This is a genomic window from Streptomyces sp. GESEQ-35, assembly GCF_017948485.1.
Taxonomy (GTDB): domain Bacteria; phylum Actinomycetota; class Actinomycetes; order Streptomycetales; family Streptomycetaceae; genus Streptomyces.
Map to the genome: position 1 here is coordinate 129,046 of NZ_JAFFSX010000004.1, position 17,234 is coordinate 146,279.

Genomic DNA, 17,234 nt, shown 5'->3' on the forward strand with positions numbered 1-17,234 from the left:
GGGTGAAGTCGGCAGCGCCCCGAAGGGGCGCGGGGAACTGCGCGACCAGCCACGACGGCGCCGCAGACGACCGACGGCACCAGCGCGGTACTTCCAGCCAGCGCTCAGCTACTCCGTACGCAGCCCGTCCGGCCGCATCAGCCGGAGCAGTGGCGGCAGGCTGAGGAGCGTCACGGCGAGGACGACCGCCGCGCCGGTGCCGGTCATCGTCAGCACGCTCGCCCAGTCCACGGTGATCGCGGTGTCCGACATCTTGAGCAGCACCGCGCCCAGGGTGAGACCGACCACCGAGGCCAGCAGCAGGCCGAGCGCGACCGGGATCGCCGTCTGCCACAGCACCGACAGGCTCAGCGTGCGCCGCCGGGTGCCGAAGGCGACCAGCGACGACAGCAGCTTCTTGCGCTCGCGCAACTGCTCCAGCTGCGAGACCAGCAGGCTCGCACCGATCAGCGCCAGCACACAGGCGGCGCCGACGAACAGGCCGGTGCGGATGGAGTCGTAGCGCTCGGAGCGGTTGCTGGAGGCCCACATCATCGGCTCGTTGATCGGGTCGATCGTGGCCGCCGTGTTGCGTACCAGGTCCTGTACGTCTGGTACGGACTCGTCCAGGTTGAGGTAGATCTGGCCGGTCAGTTCCGGCGCGATCGCCGCGGGCAGCGCCTTCGGCGTGACCATGAAGCCGCCCCGCTCAAAGCCGGTCATGTCCTCGCGGGCCGTTGCCTTCTTCACGGTCGACGGCACGGTCCAGGCGACCGGCGTGGTCTTGGGGCCGTCCGTGTACCCCGAGTCGAAGTACACCGTGGTGCCGGGCTTCGCCAGCGCTTCCGTCTTCGTGTCGCTCTCGGCGCCCTGTACGGCGAACACGTCCCCGTCGCGGCACGAGGTCAGGCCCGTCACCTCACGCAGCGAGGCACAGTCGCCGACGGTGACCTGGGCGCTGAGCTCGGCGTCCATGCGCCTCTCGCCGACGTAGCCCTCGGAGTACGCGTAGACCCGGCGCACCCCCTCGGTGTCCCGGAACTTCGCCGCGGACTGTGCGAGGGGCGTTCCGTCCGGCACGGACACCTGCATCTGCACCCGGTCCACGTCCTTGCCCGTCGGCTTGGTGTAGTCGCCCTCGACCCCGGCGAACAGCATCTGGAGCGCGATCGCCCCCGCCACCGCGACCGCGATGCCGTTGACCATGCGGGCCGCCGTGCCGCTGCTCAACTGAAGCCTGCGCACGGCCAGTTGCCAGGCGATGCCGCCCGAGCCGAGCTTGCCGACGACCGCCTCCACGATCCACGGCAGCAGCGCGGTCACGCCGACGAGCAGCAGCAGGACGCCGCCGATCACCAGGTACTGGTTGAAGTCCCCGCCGTCCCGGCCCTGGCCGACCATCGGGTAGAGCATCCCGAGCCCGGCCAGCGGCAGCAGCAGCCGCCACCACAGCCGACGCCGCGCGGGCTTCGCCGTACGGACGACACCGAGCGGCTCGATCACCACCCCGCGCAGCGCGAACAGCGTGACCAGCACCGCGGCCGCCATCACCACGAGCGCGACCAGCACAGCCAGCGCGGGCGAGGGATCGAGGTAGCTCGGGAAGACGCTGACCTCGAACACCTCCAGGCTGCCCGCGATCTCACGGCCGACCAGGAAGAAGCCCGTACCGAAGACCAGCCCGAGCGCGGCGCCCGCGAGCGCCTCACCCGCGGCCACCCGCCGGGTCATCCCGCTGTCGGAGCCGACCAGCCGCAGTGCCGCGAGCCGCCGGTCGCGCCGCTCGCCGCCGAACCGTACGGCCGCGGCGATGAACACGGCGACCGGCATCAGCAGCACGACGAAGACGACGAGGATCAGCAGGAGCAGAACGGGATCCAGCGGGTCAGAGCTTGAGGTCTGGTCCCCGAACTTCGCGATCCGTACCACTTGATCGCCAGGGGCCACGCTGCTGCCGTCGGACCGCGGAGAGAGACCGTCGCTGCCTCGGTAGAAGGCGAGTTCGGTCGGGCCGATCAGCCCGCTCTCCCCGATGGTCCCGGCGATCTTCTGCGGCAGCCGCTCCCGCAGCAGCTTCCCCTCGTCGGAGCCGAGCAGCTTCTTCAGCGCGGGGGAGACCACCATCTCGCCGACCGCCGGGAACCTCTCCACGCCCGGCGGCAGCGGCGCCTTCGGACCCTCGGGCTGCATGTCCCGTCCGCGGATGCTCTTGTCGCGGAAGGTCGTACCACTGCTCGCGAGCAGCAGGGTGTTGTCCGCCTTCGGTATTTCCTTCGCGCCGTAGTTGATGTCCGACCGGGCCGCCTCCCGGCCGTGCCGGGCGTCCAGCGCGCTCGGGAGCGCCGTGGTCAACAGCAGCAGCGCCACCCCGAGTCCGACGCCGACACCCGTCAGCAGGACCCGGACCCAGCCCTCGCGTCCCCCGGCGAACGCGAACCTGACGCCCAGACCCAGGTCCCTCGCCCACTGCCGCATCCTCATACGACGCGCTCCATGTCCCGGGACTTGCCGTCCCGTACGACGATCTCGCGGTCCGAGTACGCGGCCACCCGCGCCTCGTGCGTGACCAGCACGACGGCGGCGTTGGTGGACCGGGCGGCGTCCGTGAGCAGCTCCATCACCCGCTCGCCGTTGAGCGAGTCGAGCGCGCCGGTCGGCTCGTCGGCGAACAGCATGCGGGGGCTGGTGACCAGCGCCCGGGCCACGGCGACCCGCTGCCCCTGACCGCCGGACACCTCGCCGGGCCGCTTCTTGCGCAGATCGTCGACCTCCAGCCGCTCCATCCAGGACAGGGCGGTCCGCTCGGCCTCCTTGCGGCTCGTCCCGTTGAGCCGCAGCGGCAGGGCTACGTTCTCGACGCAGGTCAACTCCGGCACCAACTGGCCGAACTGGAACACGAACCCGAACTCGCTCCGCCGCAGCGCACTGCGCTCGGCATCGCTCATCCTGGCCATCTCACGGCCGCCGTAGACGATGGACCCGGAGTCCGGCGGCACGATGCCCGCGAGGCAGTGCAGCAGGGTCGACTTTCCGGAGCCCGAGGGGCCCATCACGGCGACGACCTCGCCGGGGTGGATGGAGAACTCGGCGCCGTCGAGGGCGGTGGTCGGACCGTACGCCTTGCGCAGATCGGTCGCGACGAGCAGGGAGCCTGCGGGGGTCATCGGGTCACCGCCTCAGCGAGCTTGTCGAGCCGCGCGGCGGTCAGTTCCAGCCAGCGCAGATCGGCTTCGAGATGGAACAGGGCGTGGTCGCAGATCAGCTGGTCCGCGAGATCGCCCTTGCGCTTGCGGTCGGTGAGTATCCGCATCATCCGCAGATGCTCGGAGCGCTGCGTGTCGAGGATGTCGGCGGCGTTCCGGTGCGTCAGCAGCGCGAGAACGACCTTGGTGTAGAGGGTCGACTGGAGATACGGCTCCGGCTTCTCCGGCGTCGCCAGCCAGCGCTGTACGTCGGTGATGCCGGCTTCGGTGATCGCGTACCGCTTGCGCTCAGGACCGCCGCCGGGCTCGATGCCGTCGACTTCTACGAGCCCGTTCTTCAGCAGTCGGGACATCGTCGAGTAGACCTGGCCGTAGTGCAGCGGCCGGTCGTGACCGAACTTCTCGTCGAAGGCCCGCTTCAGGTCGTAGCCGTGACGCGGGCCTGACTCCAGGAGCCCCAGGAGGGTGTGACCGATGGACATGGGGAGGACTGTACGCAGGGGGTATACCCCATGTGTATACGTCGAGTGTGTAGAGCGGCACGGGGCGTACGACGGTGCAGGTGGGGGGCGATTGTCACGATTCTGCTACTGCTGCGTGGGTGGGCGACCGCGACGTGGGATCGGGCGCGCCTCGCCCGGCAGTCGCCCGGCCTCCGCCAGCGCCTTGCGCAGCAGGAACTCGATCTGTGCGTTGGCCGACCGCAGTTCGTCCCCGGCCCATCGCGCCAGCGCCTCGTACACCGACGGGTCCAGCCGCAGCAGCACCTGCTTGCGCTGCTGCGGCTGCCGCTTCTGTGAGGAAGCCTCGGAAGAGTCCGTCACTGGTAAAGGGTCCCGGTGTTGAGGACCGGCTGCACGGAGCGGTCCCCGCACAGCACCACCATCAGGTTGGACACCATCGCCGCCTTCCGCTCGGAGTCCAGCTCCACGATGTCCTGTTCGGTGATCCGGGCGAGCGCCGCCTCGACCATCCCGACCGCCCCGTCCACGATCTGCCGCCGCGCGGCGACGACCGCGCCCGCCTGCTGCCGCTGGAGCATCGCCGAGGCGATCTCGGGCGCGTACGCGAGGTGCGTGAAGCGGGACTCGATGATCTGGACGCCGGCCGCCTCCACGCGCGCGTGCAGTTCGACGGCGAGCTTCTCGGTGATCTCCTCGGCGTTGCCGCGCAACGAGAGCCCACCCTCGTCATGGGCGTCGTACGGGTACTCGATGGCGATGTGCCGGACGGCCGCCTCGGTCTGGGTGGAGACGAACTCGAAGTAGTCGTCGACCTCGAAGGTGGCCTGGGCGGTGTCCTGGACCTTCCACACAACGACCGCGGCGAGCTCGATCGGGTTGCCGTAGGCGTCGTTGACCTTCAGGACCGCGGTCTCGTGGTTGCGCACCCGGGTCGAGATCTTGGTGCGTGAGGTCAGCGGGTTCACCCAGCGCAGCCCGTCCTGCCGGATCGTCCCCCGGTACCGCCCGAAGAGCTGGACGACCCGCGCCTCGCCCGGTGCCACCATGTTCAGCCCGCACATGGCGAGGAACGCGGCGATGGCGACGACGATGCCGCCGACGATCAGCGCGGCCTTGGCGCCGCCCCCGGAGACGGCCGTGGCGGACACGATCATCCCGATCCCGCCCAGCAGCCCGATCAGGCCGAGCAGCAGCGCGAGCCCGCCGCCGATGCTGTGCGCTGTGAACTCGCGTACACGCGGTTCGGGCATGTCGGGGAGGTCGGGCGCGGTGTCGTGCGTGGTCATGGGTGTTTCCCCCGTTCTCGGTGGAGCTGGTCGCCGCCTAGCTCCGTTCTATCTAACTGATATCACATTACCCGATCGCAGCAACCCTAACCCCCTCTCAGTCGTCGGTTCAGTTGCGGGCAGGTGCTGATTGTCACGTCCGTAAAAGACCGGATCGCAAGCCCTTTGTCATATAGAGCGGTGTTAGCTTTCTGAGCTGACCTGAGCGAGCAACCTGTGAGACAGCCGACGACGGAAGCGGAGCAGACGGACCCATGGGACGGGCGGAAGAGAGACGAGCGCGACAGCGCGGTGGCCACCGCGCAGCGCCCAAGAGCCGCTCGAGACGAGCGGCTGGGAAGAACGACGGCAAGAGCTTCATACGCCGGCTGTTCACGTGGAAGAAGATCCTCGGCACGTTTCTCGGCGTGTGCCTGCTCGGCATCGGCGGCTTCATCGTGCTCTACCTGGTCGTCGACGTCCCCGACGGCAACGCGGCGGCGCAGGCAGCGAAGCTCCAGAGCAACGTCTACAAGTACAGCGACGGCACGGTCCTTGCCCGGAAGGGCACGGTCAACCGGGAGATCGTGGACCTGTCCAGGGTGGACAAGGACGTCCGGAACACCTTCGTCGCCGCCGAGAACAAGACCTTCTACAAGGACGCCGGCATCGACCTCAAGGGCACGGCCCGCGGTGTGTTCAACACGCTCTCCGGCAAGGGCGCCCAGGGTGGTTCGACGATCACCCAGCAGTACGTCAAGAACTACTACCTCAGCCAGGAACAGACGGTCTCCCGCAAGCTGAAGGAGATCGTCATCTCGCTGAAGGTGGACCGCCAGACGTCCAAGGACGACATCCTCGCGGGCTACCTCAACACCAGCTACTTCGGCCGCAACGCCTACGGCATCCAGGCCGCCGCGCAGGCCTACTACCGCGTTGACGCCGAGAAGCTCTCGGTCGCGCAGGGCGCCTACCTCGCCGCCCTTCTCCAGGCACCGAGCAGCTACGACTGGGCGGTCGCCTCCGAAACCGGCAAGAAGCTGGTGAAGGCCCGCTGGAACTACGTCCTGGACAACATGGTCGAGATGGGCTGGCTGGACTCCGCCGAGCGCCAGACCCTGAAGTTCCCGGTGCCCAAGGAGCCCAAGGCCGCCGCCGGTCTGGGGGGCCAGAAGGGCTACCTGGTCGCGCTCGCGGATACGCAGCTCGAAGATCAGTTGATGGAGCAGAAGGGTCTCACGCGGTCCGAGGCCGAGGCTCAAGTGGTGGACCAGGGCTGGAACATCACCCTGAACATCGACAAGAAGAAGCAGGCGCAGCTGGAGAAGGCCGCCAAGACGCAGCTGACCAGCAAGCTGGATCCCGAAAAGCGGGACGTCGACGCGGACATCCAGGCCGGCGCCGTCTCCGTCGACCCCAAGACCGGCAAGATCGTCGCCCTCTACGGCGGCGAGGACTACTTCAAGCACTACCGCTCCAACGCGACGAGAACGGACTACCAGCCCGCGTCGACGTTCAAGCCGGTGATCCTTGCCGCCGCTCTGGAAGAGAAGGCCAAGACGCAGGACGGCGCGACGATCGGCGCACGAACGGTCTACGACGGCACGAGCAAGCGGCAGGTCGTGGACAACGGCAAGAAGGTCGGCTTCGCCCCGCCGAACGAGGACGACGTGGACTACGGCGACGTCAGCGTCCAGACGGCGATGAACAAGTCCATCAACTCGGTGTTCGCGCAGATGGGCATGGACGTCGGCATGGACGAGGTGATGAAGACCGCCGGCCGGCTCGGCATCGACGTCGAGGGCGAGGAGGCGGTGGCCGCGCAGACGCTCGGCACCATGGGCGCCAGCCCGCTGGAGATGGCCGGCGTCTACGCCACCCTCGACAACCACGGCAAGAAGGTCACCCCGACCCTCGTCGCGTCGGCCGAGCAGAACAACCAGACGATCAAGATGCCGGATGCGATCGGCGAGCAGGTGATCAGCCCCGAGGCCGCCGACACGGTGACTTCGGTGCTGACCGGCGTGGTCGATGACGGTACGGCCCGGACGTCCGTGCGCAACAACCCGGCCCGCGACGGCCAGGAGGTGGCCGGCAAGACCGGTACCTCCGACTTCGGCAGGTCGGCCTGGTTCACCGGCTACACGCCGGACCTGGTGACCTCGGTCGGCCTGTTCGGCGAGGCCGCCAAGGCGAGCGGCAAGATCAGGGAGGGCGACCAGGTCGATATGAAGGGCGCGACGGGCACCCTGCCGGGCAAGGGCAGGGTCAACGGCGGCGGCATTCCCGCGCAGATCTGGGCGGCGTACATGTTCGGCGTGACGAAGACGGACGCCGAGTTCGACCTGGACACCACGCAGGGCGCGGGCGTCGAGCCGAGTTGGACGCCGACGGTCACGGAGGAACCGACGACCGAGGAGCCAACCGAGGAGCCGACGACCGAGGAGCCGACCAGCCAGGCACCGACGTCGCAGAAGCCGACCGAGACGCCCTCGCAGACACCGACCCAGACGCCGACGCAGACGCCGAGCCAGAACCCGACGACATCACCGCCGGCGGAGGGCACCACCCCGGAGGACCCGTTCGAACCGGATCTGGGGCAGTAGGGATGGGCGCCCGGCAGGCACCGGGCGCCCTTTTCCGTACGTCACTTTCCGTTGACCTCGTGGGCGATCCGGTCGCCGATCCCCTTGTCGATGTTGCGCCAGTACTGGAGGGCGCGGTCCAGGACCGGGCGGGAGACGCCCTGTTGCAGGTGCCCGCTGACGTTGGAGACCAGCCGGTCGCGGGCGGCGTCGTCGAGGACCTGGCGGACCATCGTGCCTGCCTGGCCCCAGTCGTCGTCCTCGCGGTGCAGCCTGGTCGCCTCGCGCACCAGCTCACCGGTGGCCTGCCAGCTCGCCGGGTCGCCGAAGCGTCCGTAGTCGGCCGCGGGGCCGCCGTAGGAGTTGGGTGCGTACGGCCGCGCCGCGTTCGACGGCTCGTACCGCATGGGGCCGTCCTTGGCGTACGAGTTCGCCTGGACGTGCGGCCGGTTGGGCGGCAGCTGGGCGTAGTTCGGGCCGATCCGGTACCGGTGGGTGTCCGGGTAGGAGAAGAGTCGGCCGAGAAGCATCTTGTCCGGCGAGGGGCCGATGCCCGGCACCATGTTCGACGGCTCGAAGGCGGCCTGCTCGATGTGGATGAAGTAGTCCTCGGGGTTCTTGTCGAGGACCATCCGTCCGACGTCGATCAGCGGGTAGTCGCCGTGCGGCCAGACCTTCGTCAGGTCGAAGGGGTTGAAGCGGTAGTCCATCGCGTCCTCGAACGGCATGATCTGGACCTTCAGGCTCCAGCTCGGCGCGTTCCCGGACTCGATCGACTCGTACAGGTCCCGGCGGTGCTTGTCCCCGTCGGAGCCGGCCAGTTCGTCGGCCTCGGCCTGGGTGAGGAAGTCGATGCCCTGGTCGGTCTTGAAGTGGTACTTCACCCAGAACTTCTCACCCGCGCCGTTGATCCACATGTAGGTGTGGGAGCTGTAGCCGTTCATGTGGCGGTACGTCTTCGGGATGCCGCGGTCGCCCATCAGCCAGGTCACCTGGTGTGCCGACTCCGGCGAGAGCGTCCAGAAGTCCCACTGCATGTCGTTGTTCCGCAGCCCGGTGGCCGGGTGGCGCTTCTGGGAGCGGATGAAGTCCTGGAACTTGATCGTGTCACGGACGAAGAAGACCGGGGTGTTGTTGCCCACCAGGTCGTAGTTGCCGTGCTCGGTGTAGAACTTGAGCGCGAAGCCGCGGGGGTCGCGCCAGGTGTCGGGTGAGCCCTGCTCGCCGGCGACGGTGGAGAAGCGGGCCAGCATGTCGGTGCGTTTGCCCGGCTGGAAGAGGTCGGCGCTGGTGAACTGGCTGACGTCGTTGGTGACTTCGAAGAATCCGTACGCGCCACTGCCTTTGGCGTGCACCACGCGCTCGGGGACCCGCTCCCGGTTGAACTGGGCCATCTTCTCGATGAGGTAATGGTCCTGTAGCAGGATCGGGCCGTCGGGACCCACGGTGAGCGAGTGTTCGTCGCTCTCCACCGGAATTCCGGCGTTGTTCGTGGTGTATCGGGCCTGCTGGTGTTCCTGAGGTAGGAGTGTCACGAGCGTCCTCCCGTCATGAACGAGGGTGGTTCAGGTCGCTTCGCTCACCCCAGAGTCAACTCCGCCGACGGGATGTCGGCAACATTTGGACTGGGTCCAATTTCGGTTCGGTTCTGAATGGGCTGGTCCGGGGTGAGGCGGGACGGGTACCCGTCAGCCGCGGTTCAACTCGAACCAGACCACCTTCCCCGTGCTCAGCCGTGTCGCCCCCCACCGCCGGGCCAGCCGGTTCACCAGATACAGTCCGCGCCCGCCCTCGTCCGTGGCCCGCGCCTGCCGCAGCCGAGGCAGCTGCGGCACGTCGTCGCCGACCTCGCAGCGCAGCACGTCGGTACGGAGCAGACGAAGCGTGATCGGCCGGGTCGCATAGCGCACGGCGTTCGTCACGACCTCGCTGACCAGGAGTTCCACCGAGTCGGTCAGCTCCTCCATGTCCCAGCGGGCCAGCGCACGGCGGGCCAGTCGCCGGGCCTTGCCGGGCGCCATCTCCTCCGGCTCCAGGAACCAGTACGCCACGTCGTTCGGCGCGATCCCGTCGAAGCGGGCGGCGAGCAGCGCGATGTCGTCGTCCCGGTCACCGGGACCGAGCATGTCGAGCACCTCGTCGCACAGCGCCTCAAGCGGCGGCGGATGGTCGGGCCCGGTCAGCTGCGCGGTAGCGGCGAGCTTCTCGCGCAGCTGCTCTATCCCGGTCCACACGTCCCGCAGCCGGGACTCCACGAGCCCGTCGGTGTAGAGGAGCAGCGTGCCCCCGGCGGGCGCGTCCAGTTCCACGGCTTCGAAGTCGACGCCGCCGACACCGATGGGCGCGCCCGGCGGCACCCGCAGCACCTCGGCCCGGCCGCCGAGGTGCAGCAGGACCGGCGGCGGATGGCCGGCGTTGGCGATGGTGATCCGGTGCGATACCGGGTCGTAGACGGCGTACAGGCAGGTCGCCATGCGGTCGGTGCCGAGGCGCTGGGCCTGTTCGTCGAGGTGGTGCAGGACCTCCTGCGGCGGCAGGTCGAGCCCGGCGAGGGTCTGGGCCGTGGTCCGCAGCTGGCCCATGATCGCGGCGGATGTCATGGAGTGCCCCATGACGTCGCCGACGACGAGGGCGACCCGGCTGCCGGGCAGCGGGATGGCGTCGTACCAGTCGCCGCCGACGCGCGCGGTCTCGGCGGCGGGCAGATAGCGGGACGCCAGCCGCACACCGGTGGCCTTGGGCAGGTTTTCGGGCAGCATGGTGCGCTGGAGCTCGTCGGCGATGTACGCCTCACGGCCGTACAGCACCGCCTTGTCGATGCCGAGCGCGCTGTGCGTGGCGAGCTGGGCGGCGACGAGGAGGTCGTCCGGCTCGAAGGCCATGCGTTCCGGGCTGCGCAGGAAGAGCGCGGCGCCGATGACCCGGCGCCGGCCGCGCAGCGGGGCGAGGATGGCGCGCTGCCCGCCGGGTACGGTCACGTCGTCGCCGAGGAGCTCCGGCAGCGCGGCGCGGGCCGCGGGGGCGTCGGCGAAGACCGGGCGCACGCCGCGCAGCACCTCGTTCAGCGCGCCGCCGGGCCGCACCTCGCACAGGTCCGCGGTGACCGGCGTCAGATCCACCAGGTCGGGCTGGGGCGCGGGCGCGAAGCCGCTCTCGGTGTCCCGCTCCTCCGGGATCCGGTCGGTACGGCGCAGCCGCAGCACCACCGGGCCGGTGGGCCGCTCGTCGCCGACCGGCAGCGGGTCGCGCAGATAGACCAGGATCGCGTCCGAGAACGTCGGCACGGTCGCCCGGCACAGCCCCATCACGATCTCGTCGAGGTCGATGCCGCGGGCGATCCGCCGGGTCGCGGCGCCGACGAAGCGCAGCCGGTCCCCGTCCCGCCGCATGGGCGTGGGCCGGCCGGGTGCCACGCCCTGGCCGGTACGGCGGTCCTGGCGGGACTTGTCGTCTTCGGTGCCCTGCTGAACAGGGACCCCCTCGGGAACGGGCCGCGGACGGTGAGTGTCCGGCTCGACGGCGGCGGGCTGGGAGTGCTCCGTGTCACCGGCAGGTGTTCCCGCGGGCGGCGTCTCGCCGGTGCGGGCCTGTGCCGGTAAGGCGCCGGGGGCGCGCGGCGCCGTGCCGGTGGTACGCAGGAGCGCCCCGCGGGGGTCCGCGGGGGCGGCGCCGGTCTCAGGGCGCTCGAAGGAGGTCGGCTGCTCCGTCACGCGTGTCGAATCCGTCCGTCCGGGGCCATGGCCCAGTCGCGCCGTGCGCGCGGTTCGTCCCGCTGAAATGCCGATACCCGGAATACGTGCCCCAGGAACGGAATTCCCGCGTGGTCAGAGGCTGTTCCTGTGCCACCGGCAAACGGACCGCGGTCCGTACCGGTGTTGCCCTCGTATCCCTCGCTCACGTCCTGCCGCCCCTCGGTGACGTATGGTCAGGCCCGGTTCATGTGCCGGGAGTTACTGCTGTAAATACTTGCGGAGGACGATCCTACGGTTGTGCACCGGGGGCGCATCAAGGGTCTCATGTGGACATGTGCGCGGGCGTACGATCCCAGTCCTCCGGCAGTGACGGTACAGCCCAGGACGGATCCGGGCGCCAGTGCTGCCAGCCGTCCGAGAACGGCGGCCCCCAGGCGCGGATCACTTCCACCGCCGAACGGCCCGCCGCCCGCACCCGCTCGGCGAGTTCGGCGTCCATCAGACCATCCCGCTGGGCCTGCGCGAACTCGTCCTCGTCGCGCCAGTACCAACTCCGGTCCGGGTGCACGGAGATGTCCAGGAAGTGGTCCTCGGAGTCCACCCCGCCGTCCCAACGCACCAGTGGATCTTCGAGGTTGACATACCAGTTCTTGAACAGCCAGCCCGGCTCCCAGAACAGCCACACCGACCAGGGCTCGCCCGGCCGCGCCAGCTTCAGCACACCGGTGCCGAACCAGCGGTCGCGCTGCACGGTCCGCGGCTTGGTGTAGCGCGACTGAAGCGGCTCCCCGTGCACGGGCGTCCCGTCGGCGAGCACCGGCTTGACGCACTCGGTGCCGGGCGCCAGCCAGACGGCGAGGACGTCCTCGTCGTCCCGGACGACGGTGACGGGGCGGGCGATGTGGAAACGGTGCCCGGCATTCTCGCGATAGCGCCACAGGATCCGGCTCCCGGGCGCCCAGAAGGCCGTCGTGCCGTCCGCTTCCACTCGTCTCACCGCTCCGTCGTCTGCCATGCACAGATATTAGTTGTCACAGGCATACGACGCTGCGGCGTCCGTCACGGTTCACGCGGGCGGAACCTTTGGTTACGGATGCGTCATCCGCAGCACATCCAGGGCTTCGTCGAGCTGCTCGACGGTCAGGACGCCGCGCTCCACATACCCGTTCTCCAGCATGACTTGACGGATCGTCTTCCGCTCCGCGAGCGCCTTCTTGGCGACCTTGGCGGCCTCCTCGTACCCGATGTACTTGTTCAGCGGAGTGACCACGGAGGGTGACGACTCGGCGTACTCGAGCGCCCGCTCCCGATGCGCGACGATCCCGTCCACGGTCCGGTCGGCGAGCAGCCGGGAGACGTTGGCGAGCAGCCGGACCGACTCGAGCACGTTCCTGGCGATGACCGGCAGCATGACGTTCAGCTCGAAGTTCCCCGCGGCCCCGGCGGTGGCGACCGTGGCGTCATTGCCGATGACCTGGGCGCTGACCATGAGGACGGCTTCCGGAATGACCGGATTGACCTTGCCGGGCATGATCGAGGACCCGGGCTGAAGGTCGGGGAGGGAGATCTCGGCAAGCCCGGTCCGCGGTCCCGAGGCCATCCACCGCAGATCGTTCGCGATCTTGGTCAGTCCGACGGCGATGGTCCGCAGCTGCCCGCTCGTCTCCACGATCCCGTCCCGCGCCCCCTGCGCCTCGAAGTGGTCGCGGGCCTCGGTGAGCGGAAGCCCGGTCGCCCTCGCCACTTCCTCGATGACGGCGGCGGAGAAGCCGGGCGGGGTGTTGATGCCGGTGCCGACGGCGGTGCCGCCGAGGGGCAGTTCGGCGAGGCGGGGGAGGGAGGCGTACAGCCGCTCGACGCCGTACGTGATCTGCGCCGCGTATCCGCCGAATTCCTGCCCCAGCGTCACGGGCGTGGCGTCCATGAGGTGCGTCCGCCCGGACTTCACCACGTCGGCGAACTCCTCCGACTTGCGGGTGAGGGAGGCCGCGAGGTGTTCGAGAGCGGGGATCAGGTCACGGGTGACGGCGGCGGTGGCGGCGATGTGGATGGAGGACGGGAAGACGTCGTTGGAGGACTGGGAGGCGTTCACGTGATCGTTGGGATGCACGTCCTTGCCGAGCCGCTCGGTCGCCAGGGTGGCGATGACCTCGTTGGTGTTCATGTTGGACGAGGTCCCGGAGCCGGTCTGGAACACGTCGATCGGAAAGTGCTCGTCCCACCGCCCCTCCGCCACCTCGGCGGCCGCCTCCTGAACGGCCTCGGCGATGTCCTTGTCGAGCACTCCGAGCCGCGCGTTCACCTTGGCGGCGGCGCCCTTGATGCGGGCCAGGGCCTCGATGTGGGCCCGCTCGATGCGTTGCCCGGAGATGGGGAAGTTCTCGACGGCACGCTGGGTCTGGGCCCGCCACTTGGCGTCGGCCGGGACGCGTACCTCGCCCATGGAGTCGTGCTCGATGCGGTATTCGCTCATACCGGCTATAGCGATCGGGGGCGCCGCTGTGTTCCGGGGCGTGCGCCGAACGGCGCCCCGGGTTCAGCCTGCCCGACGTTCGAGCCCGAAACCCACCATCCCGATCCCCCACCCACCCGGAGGGGGCTGCGCTTCCGGGGCCGGTCCGCATGATTCGGTCGGTCCGGTGTTTGAGCCCGAACTCGCTATCCCGATCCTCCACCCGCCTCGGAGGGGGCTGCGCTTCTGGGGCCGGTCCGTACCATTCAGCCCGTCCGGCGTTTGAGGACGAGGCCGTTCAGGCCGATCGGGGGTCCAGGGGGCGGAGCCCCCTGGCGGGGTGGAAGGGGCGGAGCCCCTTCAGGACGGGACGGGTAGGGGCGGCGGGGGCGAGACCCTTCCCCGCCGCACCGGAGGGCGCTACGCCAGCCCAGGCCCCCGTACCGGAATCGACGTGAACGTCGGCGCCGGCGCCGGATCCTGGAAGAAGTCGTTGCCCTTGTCGTCGACGACGATGAACGCCGGGAAGTCCTCGACCTCGATCTTCCAGACCGCCTCCATGCCGAGCTCCTCGTACTCGACGACCTCGACCTTCTTGATGCAGTCCTGAGCGAGCCGGGCGGCAGGCCCGCCGATGGAGCCGAGGTAGAAGCCGCCGTGGGAGTCACAGGCGTCGGTGACCTGTTTGCTGCGGTTGCCCTTGGCGAGCATCACCTTGGAGCCACCGGCCGCCTGGAACTGCTCGACGTAGGAGTCCATCCGCCCGGCGGTCGTAGGACCGAAGGAACCCGACGCGTAACCCTCCGGCGTCTTGGCCGGGCCCGCGTAGTACACCGGGTGGTCCTTCAGGTACTGCGGCATCTCCTCGCCCGCGTCAAGGCGTTCCTTGATCTTGGCGTGCGCGATGTCACGGGCCACGACCAGCGGGCCGGTGAGCGAAAGCCGGGTCTTGACGGGGTACTTGGTCAGCTCGGCGAGGATGTCGTCCATCGGCTGGTTGAGGTCGACGCGCACGACGTCACCGGCCTCGTCGAGGTGCTCGTCCGTCGTCTCCGGCAGGAACCGCGCCGGGTCCGTCTCCAGCCGCTCCAGGAAGACACCCTCGGCCGTGATCTTCGCGACGGCCTGCCGGTCGGCGGAACAGGACACGGCGATGGCGACCGGGCAGGAGGCGCCGTGCCGCGGCAGCCGCACCACGCGCACGTCATGGCAGAAGTACTTGCCGCCGAACTGCGCCCCGATCCCGATCTTCTGCGTCAGCTCGAAGACCTGCTCCTCCAGCTCCTTGTCCCGGAAGCCGTGCCCGAGCGGCGAGCCCTCGGCCGGAATCTCGTCCAGGTAGTGCGCGGAGGCGTACTTCGCGGTCTTCAGCGCGTACTCGGCGCTGGTGCCGCCCACCACGATCGCCAGATGGTACGGCGGACAGGCGGCCGTGCCCAGCGAACGGATCTTCTCCTCCAGGAACTTCATCATGGAGGCCTCGTTCAGAACGGCCTTCGTCTCCTGGTAGAGGAACGACTTGTTGGCGGAGCCGCCGCCCTTCGCCATGAACAGGAACTTGTAGGCGCCGCCGTCGGTGGCGTACAGCTCGATCTGCGCCGGGAGGTTGGAGCCGGTGTTCTTCTCGTCCCACATGGTCAGCGGGGCCATCTGGGAGTAGCGCAGGTTGAGGTTCAGATACGCGTCGTAGATACCGCGGGAGAGGGCTTCCTCGTCGCCGCCCTCGGTCAGCACGTTCTGGCCGCGCTTGCCCATCACGATCGCCGTGCCGGTGTCCTGGCACATCGGCAGCACGCCCGCCGCCGCGATGTTCGCGTTCTTCAGCAGGTCCAGGGCGACGAACTTGTCGTTGCTCGAAGCCTCGGGATCGTCGATGATCCGCCGCAGCTGGGAGAGATGCGCAGGGCGCAGATAGTGCTGGATGTCGTGGATGGCCTCCTCGGCGAGCTTGCGCAGCGCCTCCGGCTCGACCTTGAGGAACGTCCGCCCGTCGGCCTCGAAGGTGGAGACACCCTCGGAGGTCACCAGCCGGTACGGGGTGGTGTCCTCTCCCATGGGGAGCAGATCGGTGTACGCGAACTCAGGCATCTCAGCCCATTCCTCACTCGGCAGACGGCTGCCCACCTCCATTGGCGGGCCTCACCAGCCTAGAACCTGTCCAAGGACGGAAGCTTGTGAGGTAAGGCTCAGTTGGTTGTCCACAGGCCTAGTCGCGATCTATCGCGTTTCGGTAGTCTGCTGTCGTGGACCTTCAGAAGCACACCGAACCCGCGCCCGCGGTGGCCGAGCTCCGCGCCTCGGACGCCGACCGCGACCGCATCGCCGACATCCTGCGCGAGGCCCTCGCCGAGGGCCGCCTCACCGCGGACGAGCATGCCGAGCGGGTCGAGGGGGTGCTGAGCGCCAAGACGGTGGGCGAGCTGGAGGTCTTCATCCGGGACCTGCCGGCCGCGCACGAGCGGCGCACCGCCCCGGCCCACACCCCGGCTCCGAGCCGCCCCACCGACGCGATACCCGCCGATCCCGACGACAATGTGGTGGCCGTCTTCAGCGCCGCCGTCCGCAAGGGCCGCTGGCGCGCGGGCCGCCGTATCCACGCGTACGCGGTGTTCGGCAGCGTCGAGATAGACCTCAGCGAGGCGCTCTTCGAGTACCGGCAGATCGTGATCAAGGCCGTCTCGGTCTTCGGCAACGTCGAGGTCCGCGTCCCGGAGAACGTGTCGCTGCGCGGCACCGGCGGCGGCGTCTTCGGCAACTTCGAGGTGGACACGCTCGATTCGGTCGAACCCGAGGCTCCGGTCGTGTACGTCGACGGCTGGGCCGTCTTCGGCAACATCGAGGCAAAGCCCAAGCGGGGCAAGGTGGTTGCGGACATTCTGGACCGGGTGCAGCGCAAGGTCGACAAGAGTTTGCGGAAGCATTTGGATCGTTGACGGTTGTGAACCGGTCCCTCCTCGGAGGGAGTTGGAGGGAATCGGTCCCTGCACGGCATCGCGCACGAAGCGCCGTATTCCAGCGGTTCGGAACACAGTGCATAGGCGTGCGCACAGCGGGTATCCCTTGCTGCATCGTCTCTCGCTCGCGAAGCCGTCGTCAGGAGTAGACCGTGCTGCAACCGCCGCATTCGTCCCTGCAGGTCGCTGCCGTTCCGGCCCAGCGGGAGCCAGTGCGAGACAGGGACCAAGACGCCCCTTGGCACACCGAGGCGGTGTGCCGGCGCGACGAGGCCGGCCTGTTCTTCGCCCCCTCCAAGGAGCCCACCGCTGCCCGCCTCTCCCGGGAGGAGGCGGCCAAGCGCGTCTGTGCGCGCTGCCCGGTCATGGTCGAGTGCCGCGAGCACGCGCTCCTGCAACCAGAGCCGTACGGCGTCTGGGGCGGCCTCACCGCCGCCGAACGCCGCGTGGTCCTCGCCAGGAGGCGCCGCCGCGACATTGAGTTGAAGAAGACGGCAAGGGCGGCGGGCCAGATAGCACAAGCGGGCTGAGCAGCAAAAGAAGGGGCGCCCCCACCGCACCGGGGGCGCCCTTTCAATGCCGGTTGAGCTGACCGACCTATAGGGGCGCGGGGCTGTGTTCAATTTGCGGCTCCGCCGCG

General features: G+C 69.1%; 13 protein-coding genes. 3 read left to right on the top strand and 10 right to left on the bottom strand.

The annotated features are described in order from the left end of the window. Positions 1-108: 108 nt before the first annotated feature. The 5 genes from KCH87_RS09965 to KCH87_RS09985 form a co-directional block, all read right to left on the bottom strand. Complete coding sequence (locus tag KCH87_RS09965) at positions 109-2,460, bottom strand: ABC transporter permease (protein ID WP_210585596.1); 2,352 nt, start codon at positions 2,458-2,460, stop codon at positions 109-111. After that, entirely contained in the window at positions 2,457-3,143 is a 687-nt protein-coding gene (locus KCH87_RS09970; protein ID WP_210585597.1) for an ABC transporter ATP-binding protein, read from the bottom strand. Before KCH87_RS09970 ends, KCH87_RS09965 begins: the two co-directional genes overlap by 4 nt. Further along, positions 3,140-3,664 carry a PadR family transcriptional regulator gene (locus KCH87_RS09975; RefSeq protein WP_210585598.1) on the bottom strand — a complete coding sequence of 175 codons (525 nt, stop codon included), beginning with the start codon at positions 3,662-3,664 and terminating at the stop codon, positions 3,140-3,142. Before KCH87_RS09975 ends, KCH87_RS09970 begins: the two co-directional genes overlap by 4 nt. A gap of 105 nt (positions 3,665-3,769) precedes the next feature. Beyond that, on the bottom strand, positions 3,770-4,006 hold the full coding sequence (locus KCH87_RS09980; protein WP_247196101.1) for a hypothetical protein: 237 nt from the start codon (positions 4,004-4,006) through the stop codon (positions 3,770-3,772). After that, a complete protein-coding gene (locus KCH87_RS09985) occupies positions 4,003-4,932 on the bottom strand; it encodes an SPFH domain-containing protein (RefSeq protein WP_210585600.1) in 930 nt (309 codons plus the stop codon). Before KCH87_RS09985 ends, KCH87_RS09980 begins: the two co-directional genes overlap by 4 nt. A gap of 254 nt (positions 4,933-5,186) precedes the next feature. On the opposite strand from KCH87_RS09985, the gene KCH87_RS09990 reads away from it, so the two are divergent. Further along, on the top strand, positions 5,187-7,517 hold the full coding sequence (locus tag KCH87_RS09990) for a transglycosylase domain-containing protein (RefSeq protein WP_210585601.1): 2,331 nt from the start codon (positions 5,187-5,189) through the stop codon (positions 7,515-7,517). Positions 7,518-7,558: 41 nt separating this feature from the next. On the opposite strand, the gene KCH87_RS09995 is transcribed toward KCH87_RS09990, so the two are convergent. The 5 genes from KCH87_RS09995 to KCH87_RS10015 all read right to left on the bottom strand — a co-directional run bounded on the left by KCH87_RS09995 (position 7,559) and on the right by KCH87_RS10015 (position 15,728). Next, complete coding sequence (locus tag KCH87_RS09995) at positions 7,559-9,031, bottom strand: catalase (protein WP_210585602.1); 1,473 nt, start codon at positions 9,029-9,031, stop codon at positions 7,559-7,561. A gap of 153 nt (positions 9,032-9,184) precedes the next feature. Further along, positions 9,185-11,206, bottom strand: a complete 2,022-nt coding sequence (locus KCH87_RS10000; RefSeq protein ID WP_210585603.1) for a SpoIIE family protein phosphatase — start codon at positions 11,204-11,206, stop codon at positions 9,185-9,187. Positions 11,207-11,510: 304 nt separating this feature from the next. Further along, positions 11,511-12,203: a DUF402 domain-containing protein gene (locus KCH87_RS10005; protein ID WP_210585604.1), complete on the bottom strand. Its 693-nt coding sequence runs from the start codon at positions 12,201-12,203 to the stop codon at positions 11,511-11,513. 72 nt (positions 12,204-12,275) lie between these two features. Then, a complete protein-coding gene (locus tag KCH87_RS10010; protein WP_210585605.1) occupies positions 12,276-13,661 on the bottom strand; it encodes a class II fumarate hydratase in 1,386 nt (461 codons plus the stop codon). Between the two features lie 399 nt (positions 13,662-14,060). Then, positions 14,061-15,728: a fumarate hydratase gene (locus KCH87_RS10015; RefSeq protein WP_210585606.1), complete on the bottom strand. Its 1,668-nt coding sequence runs from the start codon at positions 15,726-15,728 to the stop codon at positions 14,061-14,063. Between the two features lie 155 nt (positions 15,729-15,883). On the opposite strand from KCH87_RS10015, the gene KCH87_RS10020 reads away from it, so the two are divergent. Together KCH87_RS10020 and KCH87_RS10025 are read left to right on the top strand one after the other, a co-directional pair. Beyond that, positions 15,884-16,573 (top strand): DUF1707 domain-containing protein, encoded by a 690-nt coding sequence (locus KCH87_RS10020; RefSeq protein ID WP_210585607.1) that lies wholly within the window; start codon positions 15,884-15,886, stop codon positions 16,571-16,573. 173 nt (positions 16,574-16,746) lie between these two features. Further along, positions 16,747-17,124, top strand: a complete 378-nt coding sequence (locus KCH87_RS10025; protein WP_210585608.1) for a WhiB family transcriptional regulator — start codon at positions 16,747-16,749, stop codon at positions 17,122-17,124. Positions 17,125-17,234: the final 110 nt, after the last annotated feature.